18 protein-coding genes and 2 pseudogenes are annotated in these 20992 nt (G+C 61.7%); 15 read left to right on the top strand and 5 right to left on the bottom strand.

The features are described 5' to 3' along the window. Positions 1-32: 32 nt before the first annotated feature. The 6 genes from GWE18_RS02490 (at position 33) to GWE18_RS02515 (ending at position 6913) form a co-directional block, all read left to right on the top strand. On the top strand, positions 33-1202 hold the full coding sequence (locus tag GWE18_RS02490; protein ID WP_275184208.1) for an amidohydrolase/deacetylase family metallohydrolase: 1170 nt from the start codon (positions 33-35) through the stop codon (positions 1200-1202). Positions 1203-1395: 193 nt separating this feature from the next. Further along, positions 1396-3000: an ABC transporter substrate-binding protein gene (locus tag GWE18_RS02495; protein ID WP_275184209.1), complete on the top strand. Its 1605-nt coding sequence runs from the start codon at positions 1396-1398 to the stop codon at positions 2998-3000. 16 nt (positions 3001-3016) lie between these two features. After that, the gene (locus GWE18_RS02500; RefSeq protein ID WP_275184210.1) at positions 3017-3958 is read left to right on the top strand and encodes an ABC transporter permease; all 942 of its coding nucleotides are present in this window, start codon (positions 3017-3019) and stop codon (positions 3956-3958) included. Continuing rightward, a complete protein-coding gene (locus GWE18_RS02505; protein WP_275184655.1) occupies positions 3958-4878 on the top strand; it encodes an ABC transporter permease in 921 nt (306 codons plus the stop codon). Before GWE18_RS02500 ends, GWE18_RS02505 begins: the two co-directional genes overlap by 1 nt. Positions 4879-4928: 50 nt before the next feature. Then, positions 4929-5918 carry an ABC transporter ATP-binding protein gene (locus tag GWE18_RS02510; protein ID WP_275184211.1) on the top strand — a complete coding sequence of 330 codons (990 nt, stop codon included), beginning with the start codon at positions 4929-4931 and terminating at the stop codon, positions 5916-5918. Beyond that, a complete protein-coding gene (locus tag GWE18_RS02515) occupies positions 5915-6913 on the top strand; it encodes an oligopeptide/dipeptide ABC transporter ATP-binding protein (RefSeq protein ID WP_275184212.1) in 999 nt (332 codons plus the stop codon). Before GWE18_RS02510 ends, GWE18_RS02515 begins: the two co-directional genes overlap by 4 nt. A 26-nt stretch (positions 6914-6939) precedes the next feature. Here GWE18_RS02515 and GWE18_RS02520 read toward each other — a convergent pair. Then, positions 6940-7041 (bottom strand): annotated as a pseudogene (locus tag GWE18_RS02520) (uracil phosphoribosyltransferase); the annotation flags it as partial. A gap of 283 nt (positions 7042-7324) precedes the next feature. On the opposite strand from GWE18_RS02520, the gene GWE18_RS02525 reads away from it, so the two are divergent. The 8 genes from GWE18_RS02525 to GWE18_RS02560 all read left to right on the top strand — a co-directional run bounded on the left by GWE18_RS02525 (position 7325) and on the right by GWE18_RS02560 (position 16804). Next, positions 7325-8671, top strand: a complete 1347-nt coding sequence (locus tag GWE18_RS02525) for a PotD/PotF family extracellular solute-binding protein (RefSeq protein WP_275184213.1) — start codon at positions 7325-7327, stop codon at positions 8669-8671. A gap of 80 nt (positions 8672-8751) precedes the next feature. Beyond that, positions 8752-9612 carry an ABC transporter permease gene (locus tag GWE18_RS02530; protein ID WP_275184214.1) on the top strand — a complete coding sequence of 287 codons (861 nt, stop codon included), beginning with the start codon at positions 8752-8754 and terminating at the stop codon, positions 9610-9612. Then, a complete protein-coding gene (locus tag GWE18_RS02535) occupies positions 9609-10502 on the top strand; it encodes an ABC transporter permease (RefSeq protein ID WP_275184215.1) in 894 nt (297 codons plus the stop codon). The genes GWE18_RS02530 and GWE18_RS02535 overlap by 4 nt, the downstream gene beginning before the upstream one ends. Before the next feature lie 9 nt (positions 10503-10511). After that, positions 10512-11618 (top strand): ABC transporter ATP-binding protein, encoded by a 1107-nt coding sequence (locus GWE18_RS02540; RefSeq protein ID WP_275184216.1) that lies wholly within the window; start codon positions 10512-10514, stop codon positions 11616-11618. A gap of 25 nt (positions 11619-11643) precedes the next feature. Further along, positions 11644-12132, top strand: coding sequence for a (2Fe-2S)-binding protein (locus tag GWE18_RS02545; protein WP_275184217.1), 489 nt, complete (start codon positions 11644-11646; stop codon positions 12130-12132). Positions 12133-12134: 2 nt separating this feature from the next. Then, positions 12135-14522, top strand: a complete 2388-nt coding sequence (locus tag GWE18_RS02550) for a xanthine dehydrogenase family protein molybdopterin-binding subunit (protein ID WP_275184218.1) — start codon at positions 12135-12137, stop codon at positions 14520-14522. Between the two features lie 12 nt (positions 14523-14534). Then, positions 14535-15338, top strand: a complete 804-nt coding sequence (locus tag GWE18_RS02555) for a xanthine dehydrogenase family protein subunit M (RefSeq protein ID WP_275184219.1) — start codon at positions 14535-14537, stop codon at positions 15336-15338. Positions 15339-15346: 8 nt separating this feature from the next. Next, the gene (locus GWE18_RS02560) at positions 15347-16804 is read left to right on the top strand and encodes an amidase family protein (protein ID WP_275184220.1); all 1458 of its coding nucleotides are present in this window, start codon (positions 15347-15349) and stop codon (positions 16802-16804) included. 87 nt (positions 16805-16891) lie between these two features. Here GWE18_RS02560 and GWE18_RS02565 read toward each other — a convergent pair. From GWE18_RS02565 to GWE18_RS02575, 3 genes and pseudogenes are all read right to left on the bottom strand, one after another. Then, a pseudogene (locus tag GWE18_RS02565) lies at positions 16892-17722 on the bottom strand (LysR substrate-binding domain-containing protein); the annotation flags it as partial. Between the two features lie 525 nt (positions 17723-18247). Further along, positions 18248-19057 carry an MBL fold metallo-hydrolase gene (locus GWE18_RS02570; protein WP_275184221.1) on the bottom strand — a complete coding sequence of 270 codons (810 nt, stop codon included), beginning with the start codon at positions 19055-19057 and terminating at the stop codon, positions 18248-18250. A 51-nt stretch (positions 19058-19108) separates the two neighbouring features. Next, positions 19109-19636: a nuclear transport factor 2 family protein gene (locus GWE18_RS02575; RefSeq protein WP_275184222.1), complete on the bottom strand. Its 528-nt coding sequence runs from the start codon at positions 19634-19636 to the stop codon at positions 19109-19111. 227 nt (positions 19637-19863) lie between these two features. Here GWE18_RS02575 and GWE18_RS02580 point away from each other — a divergent pair, with 227 nt between their 5' ends. Next, on the top strand, positions 19864-20745 hold the full coding sequence (locus GWE18_RS02580) for a LysR substrate-binding domain-containing protein (protein WP_275184223.1): 882 nt from the start codon (positions 19864-19866) through the stop codon (positions 20743-20745). A 20-nt stretch (positions 20746-20765) separates the two neighbouring features. Here the strand turns inward: GWE18_RS02580 and GWE18_RS02585 are convergent, their stop codons facing one another. After that, positions 20766-20975 (bottom strand): FGGY family carbohydrate kinase, encoded by a 210-nt coding sequence (locus GWE18_RS02585; RefSeq protein ID WP_275184224.1) that lies wholly within the window; start codon positions 20973-20975, stop codon positions 20766-20768. Positions 20976-20992: the final 17 nt, after the last annotated feature.

The raw sequence follows: 20992 nt of genomic DNA on the forward strand, positions 1-20992 counted from the left end.
TCGCGCTGCTTCCTTCATTTCAGGAGATAACAATGCCTTTCGATTTGATCCTGCGCGGCGGCCGGGTGATCGACCCGTCCCAGAAGCTCGACGCCAGGACGGACGTTGCCTTCGCGGGCGGCAAGGTGGCCATGATTGGAAACGAACTCAAGGCCGATCCAGGAACCGATGTGCGCGATGTGTCTGACTACATCGTCACCCCCGGCCTGATCGATCTGCACACTCACGTCTATTGGGGCGGCACCTCGCTCGGTATCGACGCCGAGGAGTTCTGCCGCACCTCCGGCGTCACCACGGCGGTCGACACCGGCAGCGCCGGGCCGGGTAATTTCGCGGGCTTCCGAAAGCATGTGATCGAGCAGAGCCAGGTCCGCATTCTGGCCTATCTACATGTCTCCCACGCCGGCATCTATGGCTTCTCGCACCGGGTCATGGTCGGCGAGAGCGAGGAGATGCGCCTGATGAATCCGGTCGACGCCGTCAAGGTGGCGGAGGCCAACCGCGACCTCATCGTCGGCATCAAGGTGCGGGTCGGGCTCCATGCTTCGGGCACCTCGGGGATCGTGCCGCTCGACATTGCGCTCGAGGTCGCCGAAGAGGTCGGCATGCCGCTGATGGCGCATATCGACCATCCGCCCCCGAGCTACGAGGAGGTGCTTGCCCGCCTGCGTCCGGGCGACGTTCTCACGCACGCGTTCCGGCCGTTTCCCAATACGCCCGCCACCGCCCAGGGCACGGTGAAGCGGGTGGTGCTGGAGGCGCGCGAACGCGGCGTGCTGTTCGACATCGGCCACGGTAAAGGCTCATTCGCCTTCAAGACCGCCCGCGCGATGCTTGCCAACGGCTTCTATCCCGACACCATTTCATCTGATGTCCACACCCTGTGCATCGACGGGCCGGCCTTTGATCAGGCGACGACCATGTCCAAATTTCTGTGCATGGGCATGCCGCTCTCCGATGTGGTCGCGGCGTCGACGGTGAATGCGGCTATGGCGCTGCGGCGTCCCGAACTCGGCAGCCTCAAGCCGGGAAGCGCGGGAGACGCCACGCTCATCTCGGTTCAGCAGGGCCAGTTCGATTATGTCGACGCCGTTGGCGAGCAGATGATCGGCGACCGCAAGATCGTGTCCGACGGCGTCGTGATTGCCGGCCGTTGGTGGCACCCGAAGCAATCGTCGAAGTTCGAACGGCTTGCAGGCTAGGCAGAGCCGCAAATGAATGTGGGCAGCCGGAAATTGGCAGCCGCGCGAGCGGGCCGTGCTGGCATACGGCTTGCAAGAAACAGGAGACTGATTGGCATCGGTTTGACTGGCCCGTTTCACCTCACGCGGCATCGAACCATCGGCCAATGAATTGGCCGGAACCGCCATGACAACCCGAGACTGGGAGAACTCCATGGATCGCAGGACTGTGTTGAAGGGATTGGCCGGGGTAGGCAGCCTGGCGGCGACGGGCGGCCTTTCGATGCCGGCGCTTGCCCAAGGTGCCGCCGCGCGCACCCTGCGCTTTGTGCCGCAGGCCAACCTCGCGAATTTCGATCCGATCTGGGGGACCCAGTACGTGGTGCGCAACGCCGCCGCGTTGGTCTGGGACACCCTCTATGGCCTCGACGCCACGCTGCAGCCGCAGCGCCAGATGGTTGAGTCCGAGGAGGTGTCCGACGACGGGCTGGTCTGGACCTTTCGGCTCCGGCCGGGGCTCAAGTTTCACGACGGCGAGCCGGTGCGCAGCAAGGATGTGGTCGCGAGCCTCGCACGCTGGTCGGCCCGCGATCCGATGGGCCTGATGCTTAAGGCAATCCAGAACGAACTGACCGCCGTCGACGATCGGACCTTCAAATGGGCGTTGAAGGCGCCTTATCCGAAGATGCTGCTGGCATTGGGTAAGAACAGCACGCCCTGCGCGTTCATCATGCCGGAGCGCATCGCCCAGACCGACCCGTTCAAGCAGATCCCCGAATATATCGGCTCGGGCCCCATGAAGTTCGCAAAGGGAGAGTGGGTGCCCGGCGCCAAGGCAGTGTTCGAGAAGTTTGCCGATTACACGCCGCGGCAGGAGAAGACGTCCTGGCTCGCCGGCGGCAAGCAGATGCTGGTTGACCGCATCGAGTGGGTGGTGATCCCGGATCCTGCCACGGCGGCGGCAGCACTTCAGAATGGCGAGGTCGATTGGTGGGAGAGTCCCATCACCGATCTCGTGCCGTCGCTCAAGAAGAACCGCAACATCAACGTCGACATCGCCGATCCGCTCGGCAACATCGGCTCATTCCGGATGAACCATCTGCATCCGCCCTTCAACGATGTGAAAGTGCGACGTGCCGTGCTCGCGGCGCTGAGCCAGGAAGACTACATGCGCGCGCTGGTCGGTGACGATACCGCGCTCTGGAAGCCGCTGCCGGGCTTCTTTACGCCGGAGACGCCGCTTTACACGGAGGAGGGTGGCGAGATCCTGAAGGGTAAACGCGATCTCGCAATGGCCAAGAAGCTGCTGGCCGAGAGCGGCTATTCAGGCCAGCCGGTCACCTGCGTCGTGGCGCAGGATCAACCGATCACCAAGGCGCAGGGCGATGTCACCGCTGATCTGTTGAAGCAAATCGGAATGAATGTCGACTTCGTTGCGACCGATTGGGGCACGGTCGGTTCTCGCCGCGCCCAGAAGACGCCGCCGGGCCAGGGCGGCTGGGGGATGTTTCACACCTGGCACGCCGGCGCGGACTGTATCAGTCCCGCCGCCTACAACGCCATTCGCGCCAATGGCGACAAGGCATGGTTTGGCTGGCCCACGAGCGAGGTCGTGGAAAAGGAAGTCACGGCATGGTTCGATGCCAAAAATCTCGACGAGGAGAAGGCTGCGGCCAAGCGCCTCAACAAAGCGGCGATGGAGGATGTTGTCTATGCGCCGACCGGCTTCTTCCTGAGCTACACGGCGTGGCGCAAGAACGTCGCCGGTATCGCAAAGGGACCGCTGCCCTTCTTCTGGGGCGTATCGAAGACCGCATGACGGTGCAGTAACCCACATGGTCTCGTATATCCTCCGGCGCATTCTCTCGACCTTGCCCGTGATGGGGATCGTCGCGCTGTTCGTCTTCAGTCTTCTCTACATCGCACCGGGCGATCCGGCGGCGGTGATCGCAGGCGACCAGGCGAGCCCCGCCGACGTCGAGCGCATTCGCCAGGGCCTCGGCCTCGACCGGCCGTTTCTGGTCCAGTTCGGGACTTGGCTCTGGCATATCCTGCATGGCGATCTCGGCACCTCGATCTTCACCAACCTGCCGGTCGCCTCGATGATCGCGCAACGCATCGAGCCGACGTTCTCGCTGATGGCGATTACGCTCGTCCTGACCATCCTTGTCGCGGTGCCGCTTGGCGTGGCGGCAGCGTGGAAGGCAGGAAGTTGGGTGGACCGCACCATCATGGCGTTCGCCGTGTTCGCCTTCTCGCTTCCGGTCTTTGTCGTCGGATACGTTCTTGCTTACGTGTTCGCGCTGCAGTTCGAATGGCTTCCCGTTCAAGGCTACACGCCGTTGGCAGCAGGCCTTTGGCCGTGGCTGCAGAACCTCATTCTTCCCGCCCTGGCTCTCGGCTCCGTCTACATTGCGCTGATCGCGCGCATTACCCGCGCCTCCATGCTCGAGGTTCTGCAGCAGGATTATGTCCGCACCGCCCGCGCCAAAGGTCTCGGCCAGCGCAACATTCTGTTCGTTCACGCGCTGAAAAACGCGGCCGTTCCGATCGTGACGGTGATCGGTATCGGCATCGCCCTTTTGATCGGGGGCGCGGTGGTGACCGAAAGTGTATTCGCCATTCCGGGCCTTGGCCGGCTCACGATCGACGCGATCCTGCGCCGCGATTACCCGGTCATCCAGGGCATCGTCCTGCTGTTCAGCTTCCTCTATGTGCTCGTCAACCTGATGGTCGACGTCACCTACACCCTGGTCGATCCGAGGATCCGCTATTGATCATTTCCACCTCAAGCACGGCACCGGTGCCGCCGGGCCTTGTCATTGCGCCGCAACTGCCAGACCTACTGCTGCCGGTGGCCATCCGACGCGGTATATTCGGCTTCCTGCGCAGTCATCCAACGGTTGCGATCGGCGGCGCCTTGCTGCTCAGCCTCGTCCTGGTCGGGATCTTCGCGCCCTGGCTCGGAACCGTCGACCCGACTGCGCTCGCGCCCGCCAAGCGTACGCGCCTGCCTTCCGCGGATTTTTGGTTCGGCACCGACCTGCTGGGCCGCGACATCTATTCGCGCGTGCTTTACGGCGCACGGGTCTCGCTCACCGTGGGCCTGTCGGTCGCGGTACTGGCCTCGCTCGCCGGTCTGGCCATCGGTCTCGTCTCGGGCTTCGTGCGATGGGCGGACAGCATTTTGATGCGGTTCATGGACGGGCTGATGTCGATCCCGCCGATCCTGCTCGCCGTCGCGTTGATGGCGCTGACACGCGCGAGCGTCGGCAACGTTATCCTGGCCATCACGATTGCCGAAGTCCCGCGCGTCTCGCGGCTGGTGCGCAGTGTCGTGTTGTCGCTGCGCGAGCAGCCCTATGTGGATGCCGCCACGGCCTCCGGAACGCGAACGCCGATGGTCATCCTGCGCCACATCCTGCCCAACACGCTGGCGCCGATGCTGGTCCAGGCAACCTATATCTGCGCCAGCGCCATGATCGTAGAGTCGATCCTCTCCTTCATCGGTGCCGGCACGCCGCCTACCATTCCGTCGTGGGGCAACATCATGGCCGAGGGCAGGGCGCTGTGGCAGGTCAAGCCCTACATCGTGTTCTTTCCCGCCGTGTTTCTGTCCGTCACCGTGCTCGCCGTCAACCTGCTCGGCGACGGCCTGCGTGATGCGCTAGATCCGCGAATGGCCAAGAGCTTGTAGAGCATGATCCGGAAAAGTGCGTACCGGCTTTCCGATGAGGTTTTGACCTGATGGCGCTGCTCGAAGTGCATGATCTGCAGACCCATTTTCGCACCCCCGAGGGTATCAACCGGGCGGTCGACGGCGTCTCCTTCCATGTCAACGAAGGCGAGACGCTGGCCATCGTCGGCGAATCCGGCTGCGGCAAGTCGGTTACCTCGATGTCGCTAATGCGGCTCATCGCGGAGCCCCCCGGCAAGATCGCCGGTTCTATCCGTTTCCAGGGCAAGGAGCTGCTGCAACTCTCCGAACGAGAGATGCGCGCCATTCGCGGCAACGACATTTCGATGATTTTCCAGGAGCCGATGACAAGCCTGAACCCGGTGCTGACGGTCGGCCGTCAGATCGGCGAGACGCTGCGGATGCATCAGGGGCTGGACAAGCAGGCCGCCGAGGCGCGCGCCATCGAGATGCTGACATTGGTCGGCATCCCCGAGCCTGTGCGTCGCGTGCGCGAATATCCGCATCAGCTCTCCGGCGGCATGCGGCAGCGGGTGATGATCGCCATGGCGCTCGCCTGCAATCCCAAACTGCTGATTGCCGACGAGCCGACCACAGCGCTTGACGTCACGATCCAGGCGCAGATCCTGCAACTGATGCTGGACCTCAAGCGCCGTGTCGGCGCGGCGATCGTTCTGATCACCCACGATCTCGGCGTGGTCGCTGAGATCGCCGAGCGCGTCATGGTGATGTATGCCGGCCGCAAGGTTGAGGAAGCGCCGGTGGCCGAGCTGTTCCGTTCGCCCCGTCATCCCTATACGCAAGGCCTGCTCGGCGCGGTGCCCAAGCTCGGCTCCTCACTGACAGGCGCGGCGCGGCGGCTCGCCGAAATCCCCGGCCAGGTACCCAGTCTCAAGGGGCGGATCGAGGGCTGCGTCTTCGCCGGGCGATGTTCGCTGGCGACCGATCTCTGTCGGCAGTTTGCGCCGGGTCTCGAAGAGAAGGGACCCCGTCACATCGCGGCCTGCCACTATGCGCGCAAGGAGGCGGCCGCGGCATGAGGGCCCCACTGCTCCAGGTCAACGACCTCAAGAAGCATTTTCCGGTCCGCGGCGGCTTGCTCAGCCGCAAGTCCAACTGGGTCTACGCCGTGGATGGCGTGTCCTTTGAGGTCGAGCGTGGTGAGACCCTGTCTCTCGTCGGCGAATCCGGCTGCGGCAAGTCGACGGTCGGCCGGGCGATCCTCCGGCTGTTCGACATCACCGCCGGCCAGGTAGTGCTGGCTGGCCAGCGGATCGACGATCTTTCGCCTGGGGGCTTGCGCGGCATGCGCCGCCGCGTGCAGGTGGTGTTCCAGGATCCGTTCTCCAGCCTCAATCCGCGGATGCGTGTCCGCGATATCCTGGCCGAGCCGATCCGCAATTTCGGGCTCGCCAAATCTGCCGCCGAACTCGATGCGAAGGTCGCGGCGTTGGTTGACATCGTGCGCCTGCCGCGCGACGCGCTGGGCCGCCGGCCTCACGAATTCTCAGGCGGCCAGCGCCAGCGCATCGGCATCGCTAGGGCACTCGCCGCGGAACCCGAACTGATCGTCTGCGACGAGGCGGTCTCGGCGCTCGACGTCTCCGTCAAGGCGCAGATCGTCAATCTGTTGCAGGATCTGCAGCGGGAGTTCGGTCTCGCACTGCTCTTCATCAGCCACGATCTGGCTGTTGTCGAGCACATGACACACCGCGTTGCCGTCATGTATCTCGGCAAGATCGTCGAGATGGCGGGAAGGCAGCAAATCTTTACCGCGCCGAGGCATCCCTACACCAAAGCTCTGCTGTCAGCCGTTCCGGTGCCGGAGCCCGGTGCCATTCGTAATCCGATCATCCTGAAAGGCGACGTGCCGAGCCCGATCAATCCGCCCAGCGGTTGCCGCTTCCACACCAGGTGTCCATTCGTGTTCGATCGCTGCCGGACGGAAGAGCCGGAGCTGCGGTCGACGGAAGACGGTCAATGGGTGGCATGCCATCTCAAGGCCCTGCCGGAAGCGCGCGGACCCTCTCACTGATCCCCTGGCTCGCGGCGCTCGCCGACCTACTTGATGCCGTTATCACGGTCGCCTGCTTCGCCGAGACCCGGCAGAATATAGGCGTTGCCGTCCAGCCCCTGGTCGATCGCCGCGAGCCAGATCGGAACGAGCGACTAAGAGCGCCTCCAGATATTCAACGAGTGGCGGGCAGACGGCAGTCAGGTGGGAGCTTGCCGTCGGTCGTTCTTCCAAAGTAAAGATCAAATTGTAGATGGGCGTGCTGCCACATTGAGCAGGCCGCTATTTCCATTAGTCGGCCTTATACGTGGCATTTTAACTTCCGATTTTACAATCCGATTTCTCCGTCGCTACGTTTCATCATCAACACGGCCGCGAAACGAGCCGGTTGGATGAGCAGGCTGGTCCATCAACCCGCGGACGGAGAGAACGATGTCTAGTGATGACAATGGTGATGCGAAAGGCGCTTTGCCCGGGCCTCCGGCGAAGAATAACGGCATTTCAAGACGCGCCGTTCTCAAGGCTGGCGCGGCGGTAACCGGAGCAGCAATCGGCTCCGAGGCAATCAGCGGATTTCCGACCATCTGGGCGCAGGAAATCAAGAACATCGAATTGAGGCATGTCGGCGTTTCATACTCGGTGGTCAAGGCGATCGGAGACCAGGCCGCAAAGGACCTCGGCTTTAAGGTCACTATGCAGAACCTCGACACGTCGGCCGCAATCAACCGCTTCATCAGCCAGCCCGACTCGGTCGATATCGCCGACCTCGAGGGATGGCAGGCCAAGCTCGCTGCCAAGCGCGGCGTGATCCAGGGTATCGAGGTCAAGAAGATCAAGGAATTCGACAACATCCTGCCGATCTTCACCAAGGGCGAGATCGACGGCCACAAAATTCCGCGGCAGGGCATTTCTCCGTATGAGGCGATGTATATCGCAAAGCCCAACGCAACCGAGCTGCATGATGGCGTCACCGAATGGGCGACCTTCCTGCCACAAGTCTACAATGCAGACTCGATCGGCTATCGCCCCGATCTCGTCGGTCACGAGGTGACCGAATGGAAGGATCTGATCGATCCTAAGTTCAAGGGCAAGGCGGCGATCCTCGATGTCCCGGCGATCGGCATCATGGACGCCGCGCTCTGCTTCGAAAGCGCCGGCCTGATCAAGTACGGCAACAAGGGCAACATGACCAAGCAGGAGATCGATTTCACCTGCGACAAGCTGATCGAACTTAAGAAGGCGGGCCAGTTCCGCGCGACCTGGACCACCTTCGACCAGTCGGTGCAGTTGATGGCCGCAGGCGAGGTCGTGATCCAGTCGATGTGGTCACCAGCCGTCGCTGCCGTCCGCGTCAAGGAAATTCCCTGCGTCTACGCGCCGGTCAACGTCAAGAACGGCAAGGAAGGCTATCGCGGCTGGTGCAACGGCATGGGCCTGATGAAGCACCTGTCGGGCAAGAAGCTCGATGCGGCCTACGAATATCTCAACTGGTACCTGTCAGGCTGGCAGGGCGGCTTCGTCGGTCGTTACGGCTATTACAGCCCGGTGCCGTCGACAGCCAGGAAGTTCCTGACCGCGGCGGAGTGGGACTTCTGGTACGACGGCAAGCCTGCGCCCTCGGTCATCAACGATCCCTATGGCGTGCCGATGGAAAAGGCCGGCACCAGACGTGACGGTGGTTCATTCCTCGATCGGGTCAAGAACATCTCTTGCTGGAACACGCTGATGGATGAAGCGGCCTACATGAACAAGCGCTGGAACGACTTCAAGATCGCCTGAGGCGAACTGGCCTGCCGGCGTCGGCAGGCCGCAAACTGCCGTTCCGAAAGATCCAGAATGAAGTCCAGTCAGGCCAGGTAATGCAGCGACCAAATTTGAGTGCATGGCTGTACGTGACGCCGCTGATGCTGGTGCTGGTCCCGTTTTTCCTGCTACCGACACTTGTCGTGCTGGTCGCGAGCTTCTTCGAGACCGATGGCTTCGGTGGATTGCTTCCGGCGTTTACGCTAGCGAACTACGTCGACGTGCTCACATCGGCGCAGACATTCCTGCTGTATGTGACGACGCTAAAATTTGCGATCCTGACCTGGCTTTTCACGCTGATCATCGGCTTCCTGGTCGCATATTTTCTCGTCTTCCACGTCAAGAACCAGCTGCTCGCGATCGGCCTGTTTCTGGTCTGCACGATCCCGTTCTGGACCTCGAACATCATCCGGATGATTTCCTGGATTCCGCTGCTGGGAAAGGAAGGGCTGGTCAACTCGACGCTGCTCGGAATCGGCGTGATCCGTGAGCCCTTTGAAGTATTGCTCTATTCCGGGCTCGCGGTCGTGATCGCCTATGTGCACCAGCTAACAATCTTCATGGTGGTGCCGATCTTCAATTCGCTGGCGCGCATCGACAAGCGGGTGGTGGAGGCGGCGCTCGACGCCGGTGCCAGCCGGCTCGACGTGATGCGATACATCATCATTCCGATGTCGAAGAGCGGCATCGCGCTCGGATCGACCTTCGTTATCTCCATCGTGATGGGCGACTTCTTCGTGGTCAAGGTGATGTCCGGCGGCGGTTCCGCCTCGGTTGTCAGCGCGTTCTACGAAAATGTCGGCGTGCTGCAGTATCCGATTGCGGCGGCGAGCGCCATGTTGCTGACCCTGGTTCTCATTGCCATGATCGCCCTGATCCTGCGCGTCGTCGATATCCGCCGGGAGATCACGCAATGACGGTCGCTCTAGGCGAGGCTGATTTGCCCATGATCAGAACCCGGCGCATTTCCGCTGTCGCGCGCGGCGACCGCCGCCCCTGGACCTTCTACGCACTCGCGGTTGTTTTCACGCTCTACGTCGCCGCCCTCTACGGGCCGATGATCTGCATCTATATCCTGTCGTTTCAGGATATCCGCGGCGGCCTGGTATTTCCGATGAAGGGTCATTCGCTACACTGGTTCATCGATCTGTTCACGCAGGTCCGCACCGGCGACGTCAAGGGGTCGTTCGATCGCTCGATCAAGCTTGCGGCGCTGGTAACGGTAATCACGCTCGTTGTTTCACTAATGGCGGGACTGGCGTTTCGCCGCCGCTTTTTCGGCGACACGGCGGTGTTCTACCTGATGATCGGCAGCCTTGTGGCGCCCGGGCTGGTGCTCGGCCTCGGCATAGGCCTGTTGTTCCAGTGGGTCGGCATCAGCCCGAGCTGGTACACGTCGGCGCTCGGCGCGCAGCTGTCCTGGACGCTGCCGTTTGGCGTGCTGGTGATGTTCGCCGTAATGTCCCGCTTCAACAGCGTGTGGGAAGAGGCAGCGCGGGATCTAGGCGCCAGCCGCTGGCAAACCATCAGGTTGGTGGTGATTCCCGTACTGGCGCCGGGCCTCGTCGCGGTCGCGCTGTTCGGCTTCACGCTCTCCTACGACGAATTCGCCCGCACGCTGCAGACCTCCGGCTCGCTCAATACCCTGCCGCTCGAGATATGGAGCATGACGCTCAACGTGACTTCGCCGTCGCTATACGCGCTCGGTACCGTCACTACGATTGTATCGTTCGTGATCATCGGCGCTTGCATCGGCGCCATCATCGTCATCAACAAGCGCCGTGGTGTACGCGCGACAGGTCATTGAGGTCTTGGAATGCGCGCAGGCGCCGGCGATATCGAATTGGCAGGTCTCTGCAAGAGCTATGACGGCGTCACCAACGTGGTCGACGGCGTCAATCTCAGGATTCCCGACGGCGCCTATTGCTGCTTTCTCGGGCCTTCCGGCTGCGGCAAGACGACGATTCTGCGGATGATTGCCGGGCACGAGGAGCCTACCGCAGGCGAGATCGTGATCGGCGGCGGGAATGTCGCCGGACTGGCGCCGGTCGAGCGGCGCACCGCGATGATGTTCCAGTCATACGCGCTGTTTCCGCATCTCACCGTCCGCGACAACATCGCATTTGCGCTGCGGGTGCGCGGGCAGTCGAAGGCCGAGCGCTACAAGGCCGCCGACGTGATGATGGAGAAGGTGCGCCTGACTGAGCTGGCGGATCGCTTGCCGGCCAATCTATCGGGCGGCCAGCAGCAGCGCGTCGCGCTCGCGCGCGCGGCGATCACCGAGCCGCGGGTGCTGCTGCTGGACGAGCCGCTGTCTGCATTGGACGAGCAGCTTCGGGTGCAGATGCGGCAGGAGCTGCGGCGCATGCAGCGCGAGCTCGGGATCACCTTCATTCACGTCACTCACACTCAGCTCGAGGCGATTGCGCTCGCCGACATCGTCGTGGTGATGGAAAAAGGCAAGATCAAACAATCGGGGCCGGCACGCGATGTCTATGCCTATCCGCGCGATCGCTATGTTGCGGAATTTTTGGGCGGGCAGAATGTGCTTTCGGGTAAGGTCGAGAAGGTCGGCGACAGGTTTGTCGTGCTCTCTCAGCCGAACCGCAGCGGAATCCAGGTCCGGTTGGGCACCGAGGCACGAGTGGCCGTGGGCGACCGCATCGACCTGGCGGTGCGGCGCGACGATATTGAATTGGTGCGCGCCGATGCTGGCAGCCCCGACGACGGCGCGACAGCGCTGCCGAGTCGGGTCACAGCGATCGAATATCAGGGCTCGTTCGTCAAGGTGATGCTCGACACGGTGCCGGACGAGGATTTTGTCGCCTACGTTCCGGAACGAATCTTTTTCCGCGATCCCTTCAATGTTGGCGACGTCCTGCTGGCCACCTGGTCGGCGGGCCGCGCCCGTGTTCTCGCCTGATGTCGTTCATGACGGGAGGTCACCCATGATAGTCAGTTTCACACTCAACGGCCGGTCGCGGACGGTTGAGATCGAGCCATCGACGCTGGTCGCCGATCTGCTGCGCGAGAACCTAAACCTGACGGGGACCCATGTCGGGTGCGATACCAGCCAGTGCGGTGCCTGTGTCGTGCTGTTCGATGGTGAGGCGGTCAAGAGCTGCACCTTGCTCGCGCCGATACTCGACGGGGGCACGCTGACGACGATCGAAGGCCTGTCCGGGCCGGGTGGTTCCAACGCGCTGCACCCGATGCAGGAAGCGTTTCATCAAAATCACGGCCTGCAATGTGGCTTCTGTACCCCGGGCATGTTGATGACAGCGGTGGCGCTGGCGACGAAAAATCCGACGCCCACCGAAGCCGAGGTCCGCCGCGGCCTCGAGGGTAATATCTGCCGGTGTACCGGCTATCAGAACATCGTGGCGTCAGTGTTGGCCGGTGCAGCCGCCATGCATGCGCCGGGAAGCGGAGAATAGTCATGTCGAACGTGATCGGGATTGGCGCTGCACCGCGCCGCAAGGAAGACTTCCGCTTTCTGACCGGCCGGGGCAATTACGTCGCCGACATCAAGCGGGTCGACATGACGTTCGGCGTGTTCATTCGCTCTCAGCATGGCCACGCGGTGATCCGTGGCATCGACAAGGTGCCCGCGCTGGCGCTGCCGGGCGTCCATGCCGTGCTGACCGGTGACGACGTCGCGGCCGACGGGCTTGGTTCGCTGCCTTGCGGCTGGGGCATTCATGGCTCGGATGGCCTGCCGATGAAGGAGCCGCCGTTCCCGATGCTGGCGCAGGGCAAGGTGCGCTTCGTCGGCGACATGGTGGCCTTTGTGATTGCCGATACGCTGGAGCTCGCGCGCGCGGCCGCAGAAGCGGTGGTAATCGATTATGAAGTGCTGCCATCCGTCGTCGGCGTGCTCGAGGCCGTTCGTCCGGGCGCGCCGCAACTGTTCGACGACGTGCCGAACAATCTCTGCTGCGACTGGGAGCTCGGCGACAAGGTCGCCGTCGCGACGGCGTTCAAGAAGGCCGCGCATGTGGCGCGTCTCAGCCTCGTCAACAATCGGCTGATCGGCAATCCGATGGAGCCGCGCGCGGCAGTCGCCGAGTCTAATGGCGGGACCGGCCATTATACGCTGTGGACCACGAGCCAGTTTCCGCATGTGGTGCGGTTCCTGATGAGCGCCCTGGTGCTCAAGATTCCCGAGCAGAAAATGCGCGTGGTGGCGCCCGATGTGGGCGGTGGCTTCGGTGTCAAGCAATTCCACTACGGCGAGGAGGCCGTGATCACTTGGGCGGCGAAGCGGGTCGGCCGTCCGATTAAATGGGTGGCGGACCGTTCGGAGGGGTTCATCTCCGACCGGCACGGCCGGGATCACGTCACTGAGGCCGAACTGGCGCTGGACCAGAATGGAAAATTCCTTGCGCTGAAGGTCGTCACATTGGCCAATATGGGCGGCTATCTCTCCACCTTCGGCCCCAACATCCCGACCAATCTCTATGGGCCATTGTTGAGTGGCGTCTACACGACGCCTGCGATCTATTGCAACGTGAAGGTGGTCTTCACCAACACGGTGCCGGTCGATGCCTATCGCGGCGCCGGGCGGCCGGAGGCGACGTTCGTGGTCGAACGGCTGGTGGATGTGGCGGCCAAAGAAATGGGCATCGATCGCGTCGAATTGCGCCGTCGCAATATCATTGCCAAGGAATCCTATCCGTATCAGACGCCGGTGCTCGTCGAATATGATTCCGGCGATCCGATGGGCTGCCTCGAGGGCGCGCTTGCAGAAGCGGATGTCGCAGGCTTCGCGGAACGCAAGGCGGCGTCGGAACGCGACGGCAAGTTCCGCGGCCTCGGCTATTCGACCTACGTCGAAGCCTGCGGCCTCGCGCCGTCGCGCTTTGCCGGGCGCCTCGGCGCCCGCGGCGGCCTCTACGAAAGCGCCACTGTCCGGGTGCATCCGACCGGACAGGTGACGGTGCTGATCGGTACCCACAATCACGGGCAGGGGCACGAAACCACCTTCGCGCAGATCGTGTCGGAGAAGCTCGGTGTCGCTTTCGACAACGTCGACATCGTGTTCGGCGATACCGACCGCGTGCAGTTCGGCATGGGCACCTACGGCTCGCGATCGCTGGTTGTCGGCGGCGCTGCGCTCTCGAAGGCGAGTGATAAGGTGGTCCTGAAGGGCAAGAAGATCGCGGCGCACCTGCTCGAGGCCAGCGAACACGATATTCAGTTCGAGGCCGGGGTCTTTTCGGTTGCGGGTACTGACCGCAGCAAGACATTCCAGGAAATCGCCGGCGCCGCCTATGTGCCGCACGACTATCCGCTTGAAATCCTCGAGCCTGGACTGGAGGAGCAGGCCTATTACGATCCGGTCAATTTCACCTATCCTGGCGGCTGCCACATCGCCGAAGTTGAAATCGATCCCGAGACGGGGATCGTGGCGCTGGAGAAATACACCGCGGTCGACGACGTCGGCACCGTCATCAACCCGATGATTGTCGAAGGACAGTTGCATGGCGGCATCGTTCAGGGCGTGGGCCAGGCTTTGTATGAAAACGCCGTCTATGACGACGTCTCGGGGCAACTGCTGTCGGGGTCGTTTATGGATTACACCATGCCGCGTGCCGATCACCTGCCGAATATGACGATCAAGACCCACTCCACGCTCTGCACGCACACACCGATGGGCGTGAAAGGATGTGGCGAGGTCGGCACCATCGGATCGCCTGCGGCCGTTATCAACTCCGTCGTCGATGCGCTGTCGCATCTCGGCGTTCTTCACGTCGACATGCCGGCGACGCCGAACCGGATCTGGCGGATCATTCAGAACGCCACGATGCCGCTCGCCGCAGAGTAGGAGGAGGCGAAAATGAGGTCATTTGCGTTTCACAGGCCGACCACCCTCTATGAAATGTCGGCGCTGCTTGGCGGTGTTGCCGACAGCATGCCGCTGGCCGGCGGGATGACGTTGCTGCCGACCATCAAGCAGCGGTTGGCGGCGCCCGCGGCGCTGATCGACCTATCGAAGATCCCGCAGCTATCCGGGATTTCGGCTCAAGCCGACGTCCTGACGGTCGGTGCGATGACCCGCCATGTCGATGTCGCGGAGTCGGAACTGGCTCGCAGCAAGATACCGCTGCTTGCCAGCCTCGCGGCCGGCATCGGTGATCCTGCGGTTCGCAACCGCGGCACGATCGGTGGCTCGGTTGCCAATAACGATCCTTCGGCCGACTATCCGGCCGCGGTGCTCGCGCTCGATGCGATGGTTGTGACCGACCGTCGGGAGATCGCCGCCGACGCGTTCTTCCGGGGGCTGTTCGAAACGGCGCTCGACCCGGGCGAGATCATCACCGCCTTGCGCTTTCCGGTGCCGTCCGCCGGGGGCTACGCCAAATTCAAATCGCCGGCGTCACGCTATGCGGTGGTCGGTGTGTGTGTGGCGAAGAAAGCCGGAAAGGTTCGGGTCGCGGTAACCGGGGCTGGACCAGGCGTATTTCGTGTCGCCGCAATGGAAGCCGCGCTGGAGCGCACGTTTACGCCTGAAGCGATCGCGGCGATCAAGCTGGACGCCGAAAATCTGAGTTCCGATATCCACGCGGATGCGGAATACCGCGCCCATCTCGTGACCGTCATGGCGAAAAAGGCCGTGATGTCCGCCCTTCAAACATCGTGAGGGGCGCGGTGAAAGCAGAAAGCGTCCGCGCCGATGGTGTCGTTGAGGCGAATGAGTTGGCCAGACTCTCGGCCGTTGAATTGCTGGAAGGCTATCGCACGAAACGGTTCACGCCGCGCGACGTCATCGAGGACGTGATATCAGCGCTGGAAGTGACCAATGCCGCCTGCAATGTGGTCGTGACGCCGGCATATGAACAGGCGCGCGCCGACGCCGACCGCGCCACGCTGGCCTGGTCCTCCGGACAACCGCAGCGCAAATTGACCGGAGTGCCCGTCAGCATCAAGGATCTCGTCTACGTCGCCGGGCTACCGGCGCTGGGCGGCGCGCCCGCCAACAAGGATCTGGTGCCGAGTGTCGATGCGGCGGTGGTTTCGGCGCTCAGATCGGCCGGCGCGATCGTCACATGCAAGACCACCACCTGCGAGTCCGGTTACAAATTGACCGCCGACAGCCCGGTGTCCGGCATCACCCGCAACCCCTGGAACCGCGATCGGACCAGCGGCGGATCGAGCGGAGGTGCCGCGGCTTCGATTGCCGCCGGATGTGGCCCGCTTGCGATCGGCACCGATGGTGTCGGCTCGATCCGCGTCCCGTCCGCGTTCTGTGGCGTGGTTGGTATCAAGCCGACCTTTGGACTGGTCCCGAGATCGCCCGGCTTTGCGCCGCCGTCGTGGGCGTCGCTGGCGCATACCGGCCCAATCGCGCGTACGGTTGCCGACGCCGCCCTTCTTCTGGAAGCGGTTGCAGTCCACGATCTGCGCGATGCCGCCAGTCTGCCGGTGCCGGCGCGGAGCTTTGACGCGACACCGGTGAAGCTCGACGGGATCAGGATTGGCAGCAGTGCCGACTTCGGCTATGCGGCGGTGGCGCCCGATATTCACAAGGCATTTCGGTCGGCGCTTGAGACGCTAGGTTCACTCGGCGCCAGCATCGTTCCCGACTGCGTTCAATTTGAACCTGATATGCTCGAGCGGATACTGAAGCCGATCGCCTATACCGAGCAGGCGGCAGCCGTCGCGGCCCGCGGTGCCGATGCACTGATGGCCTCCGACAGCGACTACCGTGACGTGGTGGCGAAGGGCGCTTCCTACAGCGGCATCCAATATGTCGAGGCCGGCTATCGCCGAAACAGCCTGCGCATGTCGTTCCTGGAAATATTCGGGAAGGTCGATGCGATCGTCACCCCAACGGTTGCGGTGACGGCGTTTCCTGCGGGCGCCCTGGGCGTTGACGAAATCGACGGCGTCACCGTCGACCGCCATCTAGGTTGGTCGCCGTTCTCTTGGCCGATAAATCTGACCGGGTTGCCGGCTGCCACGATTCCCTGTGGCTTCGACGCCGATGGGCTTCCGATCGGGCTTCAGATTATTGCGCCGTGGCTCGACGAGGGCTTGATTGTGCGTATCGCTGCCGCGTTCGAGTGCGCGCGGCCCTGGAGCCAGTTTCGTCCCCGCATGTCCTGACCGCGGCTCGTCGCTGTCAACGGTGGACAAAGGCAGTTCCTTGCCCAGCAGGAGTTCGTCATCCAGATTGAGATAGTGCGCAAGATAGTCGTGCAGGGCGCTCGCGGCCTTTGATGTCGCCGTCGGCGATTTGTACAGCAGAAGATCGACCTTCGGCAGCGGCGGCAGCCCCTCGTTGTCGCCGATCTCGCGCATGTTGCGTACCAGTGCGGAGCGACCGAGGACGGTGACCGCCATGCCGGCGAAAGCGGCGGCCTGCAAACCACCGACGCTCGGACTGACGCAGGCAATGCGCCATCGGAGCCTTGAGGCTTCCAGCCGCTCGATCGCATGATCGCGAAAGATATTGCCCGGCGGCAGCAGCGCCAGGGGGATCGGCTTTTCGTTATGCGCCGTGGATTGCTCCCCGGTCATCCAGATCAATTGCTCCTGTCGCACCACCTGTCCGCCGGTGAAGTCGTTCATGCGGGTCACCAGCGCGATATCGACCTCGCCGCGCTTCACGCATCCGACCAGCGGCGTTGAAAGCGAGCAGTTCAGCTCGAGCTGAACGCGCGGAAAGGCCTTGCGAAAGATCCTGAGGATCGACGGCAGCATGAAGGCGGCATAGAGGTCGGGGGTGCCGAGCACGACGTGACCTTCGATGTCCGGAGAAGCTAGTTGCGACAACATTTCGTCGTGAAATCCGACGATCGATCGCGCGTAACTCAGAACTGTCTCGCCTTCCGCCGTCAGAAACAACCGGCGGCCCTCGTGGATGAAGATCGCTTTTCCAGTGAGTTCCTCCAAGCGCTGTAGCTGAAGGGTAATCGCAGGTTGGGTACGACCAAGCCGCCGCGCGGTCTCGGTGATGCTTCCGGTTTCGACGACCGACATCAGCGAGCGCAGCATGCGGATGTCCAAATTGATCAGGTTCATGATGTTGCTCGCTGTGTAGGCAAACCGGTACTATGCAATTTTCGTGCTTGGAAACGTGAGTGCGGCGCCGGTGCCAAAAAAAGAGGCGCGGCGTCCGCGACCGGCGTGGGATTTTCCGCAAACCGCGTATTTGTCCTAAGGGTTTAATTCGTCAGCGAGACGGTTTGGCAACCAGGAGCCTTCGTCAATAAGATCTTGACACAGCTGCCTGAGCCCCGTGAACGTTTCACGTGCGGCGCGGCTGACGACGACGGGCCTCGTTGCCTACCTCGAGGACGGCGGCGTCGTAACTCCTCCCATGGTCCGGCATGTTTCGGAAGGCCTCTACCGGGGGCAACCACCGCTTCAGTTGAAGGTTTCGGCTCAAGGGAATGCGTAACGTCGGCAGAGTGCGCAGGTGCACCGCGCGGAAGTCCCGGTACCTGCGGCCCAGCCCCTTCGGCCACAAAAGTCAAATCCGGCCTGATCATGCACATGGCGGCAAGGGCCGTTGTCGAATCCGCATAAGTGACGGCTCACTGGTGGCTACGCGGCCGGAATAAACGCATATCCTTGCCCATCTTTGACAATTCTACCGATGCCTGGTCGATCTAGGTGAGCGCCGGCTAGCCACGTATGTGCATCCGCTGCGTTTTGGAGCAGCTTGATCCGGCTAGCTCTCGCTATAGACTCGTCATCGTCATAGGCCCAAGTGAGCTCGGGACGGGCAAACTGTGCACCAGGAACGTGGATCAGGTCGCCGCAGAATAAGATCTCGTCCTCGTCAGTGCTGAGGAGATAACCCATATGGCCCGGAGCATGCCCAGGTATTGCCACCGCCAGCAAATGATCGGCCAGCCGGTCTCCTCCGTTGATTGGGGCAAGGAGCGGACGAAACTCAGCTAGATTTGGCTCGGCAAGGAACCCCTCAACGGCGTCCTCCCCTATCACGATCTTGCTCAGGTTGTTAAATACTCGTCGACCGTCAGGCGTCAGAAGACCATTGATGTGGTCGCCATGAGCATGAGTGAGGGCGACCACCGTGATTGATGACGTGTCGATGCCTGCCTCCGCCATCGCCTCCCCGAGATGGCCCATGGAGGGCTCCCAACTCCCGCCCGCTCCACAATCAATCAAAACGCGGTCGATGCCAGAGCGATCAAATAGGAAGCAGTTGACCGACAATCGAACCAGCGAATCTTCCCGCTGAGGCGCTTCGGTCTGACTGCATATTTTGTTGTTCGGATATCTGAGGGATTCGGCGGGCAGGTCGACATGTCCATCAGAGAGTGACCAAATCTTCCATGATCCCGAAGCGCAGCCCAGGGCATTGGGGCTTTGTGACAGAAATTCCACGGATAACCTGCCAAGCGTACGATTCACTTTCTAAAAACGGCGCCGAAGCCGTCAAGTTTTCGAAGTCATCACTTTCTGAGCGATCTTCCAGGTTCCGTTGACCTTCAAGCATGACAACATGTCGGTGAAGTAACGCGGCGGAATCTGCAATTTCAGCTTCAAAAGCGCGAGCTCTCCTTCAACGTCTATTGACAGGATCTGATCTTGGCGCTCCAGGCCCTGTTGTTTCGGAGCCTTCATATTGCGGACGGCTGCCAGCCAGGTCGCAATTGCCGTCACGCTCACATTGCCGTCGTCGCCGACCTTGGTCACGGAACTGGATGGGTGAAATATCGTAGCAAATTTGTCTGCATCCATTTCATAGGCCCCGTCGAAATAGGTCTGCGCTAGAGCGCGCAAGGCACGAGCATCGGTATCCATAAGGTTGTTATCCATGAGATTGTTATTTGGAACGGTAGGAGATTGCGCATAGCTGATCGACCGATCTCCAGGCATCAAACCAGGAGCGCTGACGAGCGCGGCGCCAAAAGCTGCGCTGGCAGATCGACTCAGAAATGCTCGTCGATCCATTTTGAACATTCTGCCCTCCAAAAGTCCCTGTGGGTTTAAGTTGCGTTATGAGATTAAAATCGCCGGGTATAGCCATCCCAAATTTTCATAGGCCCAGCTACACGTGCTGAGCGTCAAGCCGGCCGAAACCTGCGGAAGGTTGCCTCAAGTCTCCTTGTTAGCCGAACATAGGACAAAGCAACTTATGAGACTAGGCATGTTGCACAATATGGGGTTATGAGTGATATTCATAAATCATGAGAAACGAACTGAACGAACTTGCGACGTTTGCAGTCGTTGCCACAGAACGAAGCTTTACGCGGGCTGCGGCAAAGATTGGTGTGTCTCAGTCTGCCCTGAGCCACACGATCCGGGGACTTGAGCAGCGGCTCGAGTTGCAGCTTCTTGCTCGAACAACCAAGAGCGTCGCACCAACCGCTGCAGGGGCCGCTCTCTTGAAAGAATTGGCTCCGGCACTTGAGCAAATTGCTCGTGCTATCAATGAAGCCCGAAGCGTTCGGCACCGACCTGCAGGGCGCCTTCGAATTGTAATGTCCCGGTCGGCTGCTGTGATGGTATTGTTGCCGCGGCTCACGGCATTCGCGGAAGCCTACCCTGACATCGTTCTTGACGTTGTTACTGTCACTGGCCCTGTAGACCTCGTTGCGGGCGAGTTCGACGCCGGTATTCAACTCGGTGAGTACATTCAAAAGGACATGATCGCGGTGCGGGTCACCCAGGAGCTGCGATTGGCGGTGGTCGGATCTCCTGGTTATTTTGCATCGCGAAACATTCCTCGGAAGCCCAAGGATCTAAATGATCATCGATGCATAGGACTGCGTCTTCCGGGCGGTCCTTATCGGTGGGAATTCGAGAAAGGACGAAAGGCGGTCACGGTCGGTGTGAATGGTCCGCTTATAATCGATGATACCCACCTCGTGATTCAGGCGGCACTCGCTGGCGCCGGCCTAGGACTCGCATTCGAAGAGCAGGTCGCAGAGTATGTTGCGAAGCGTCGCCTTATTCGTGTGCTGGAGGACTGGACGCCGCCAATTCCTGGATTCTTCATGTATTATCCCAGTCGCCAGCATCAGCCGGCTGCGCTGTCTGCACTAATGAACGCGCTGCGAGCCTCCTAAGCCGATATCCGCGACGGCACTCACACATCGATAGCGGCCTCCCGACCGGCGCGCCGCACGCAGTCGCAGACCGCGTCCCAGATATCCCGCGACGACTGTTCGGCGAAATCCTCTTTTGGCTTCAGCGTCGCGATCGGCTTCGATGCCGAAGCCAGCAATCGTCCGGCTGCATCGAAAATGCCAGCCCGCGCACTTCCCGTACCGACGTCAACCCCTATGAAACAGGTCATGCTCGCCGCATCTGAAA

It is taken from the genome of Bradyrhizobium sp. CSA112, from assembly GCF_029051645.1.
GTDB lineage: Bacteria > Pseudomonadota > Alphaproteobacteria > Rhizobiales > Xanthobacteraceae > Bradyrhizobium.

Coding starts and splice junctions, on each gene's coding strand:
- GWE18_RS02490 (WP_275184208.1), top strand. CDS start 33: ATGCCTTTCGATTTGATCCTGCGCGGCGGCCGGGTGATCGACCCGTCC.
- GWE18_RS02495 (WP_275184209.1), top strand. CDS start 1,396: ATGGATCGCAGGACTGTGTTGAAGGGATTGGCCGGGGTAGGCAGCCTG.
- GWE18_RS02500 (WP_275184210.1), top strand. CDS start 3,017: ATGGTCTCGTATATCCTCCGGCGCATTCTCTCGACCTTGCCCGTGATG.
- GWE18_RS02510 (WP_275184211.1), top strand. CDS start 4,929: ATGGCGCTGCTCGAAGTGCATGATCTGCAGACCCATTTTCGCACCCCC.
- GWE18_RS02515 (WP_275184212.1), top strand. CDS start 5,915: ATGAGGGCCCCACTGCTCCAGGTCAACGACCTCAAGAAGCATTTTCCG.
- GWE18_RS02525 (WP_275184213.1), top strand. CDS start 7,325: ATGTCTAGTGATGACAATGGTGATGCGAAAGGCGCTTTGCCCGGGCCT.
- GWE18_RS02530 (WP_275184214.1), top strand. CDS start 8,752: ATGCAGCGACCAAATTTGAGTGCATGGCTGTACGTGACGCCGCTGATG.
- GWE18_RS02535 (WP_275184215.1), top strand. CDS start 9,609: ATGACGGTCGCTCTAGGCGAGGCTGATTTGCCCATGATCAGAACCCGG.
- GWE18_RS02540 (WP_275184216.1), top strand. CDS start 10,512: ATGCGCGCAGGCGCCGGCGATATCGAATTGGCAGGTCTCTGCAAGAGC.
- GWE18_RS02545 (WP_275184217.1), top strand. CDS start 11,644: ATGATAGTCAGTTTCACACTCAACGGCCGGTCGCGGACGGTTGAGATC.
- GWE18_RS02550 (WP_275184218.1), top strand. CDS start 12,135: ATGTCGAACGTGATCGGGATTGGCGCTGCACCGCGCCGCAAGGAAGAC.
- GWE18_RS02555 (WP_275184219.1), top strand. CDS start 14,535: ATGAGGTCATTTGCGTTTCACAGGCCGACCACCCTCTATGAAATGTCG.
- GWE18_RS02575 (WP_275184222.1), bottom strand. CDS start 19,636: ATGTTCAAAATGGATCGACGAGCATTTCTGAGTCGATCTGCCAGCGCA.
- GWE18_RS02580 (WP_275184223.1), top strand. CDS start 19,864: ATGAGAAACGAACTGAACGAACTTGCGACGTTTGCAGTCGTTGCCACA.
- GWE18_RS02585 (WP_275184224.1), bottom strand. CDS start 20,975: ATGACCTGTTTCATAGGGGTTGACGTCGGTACGGGAAGTGCGCGGGCT.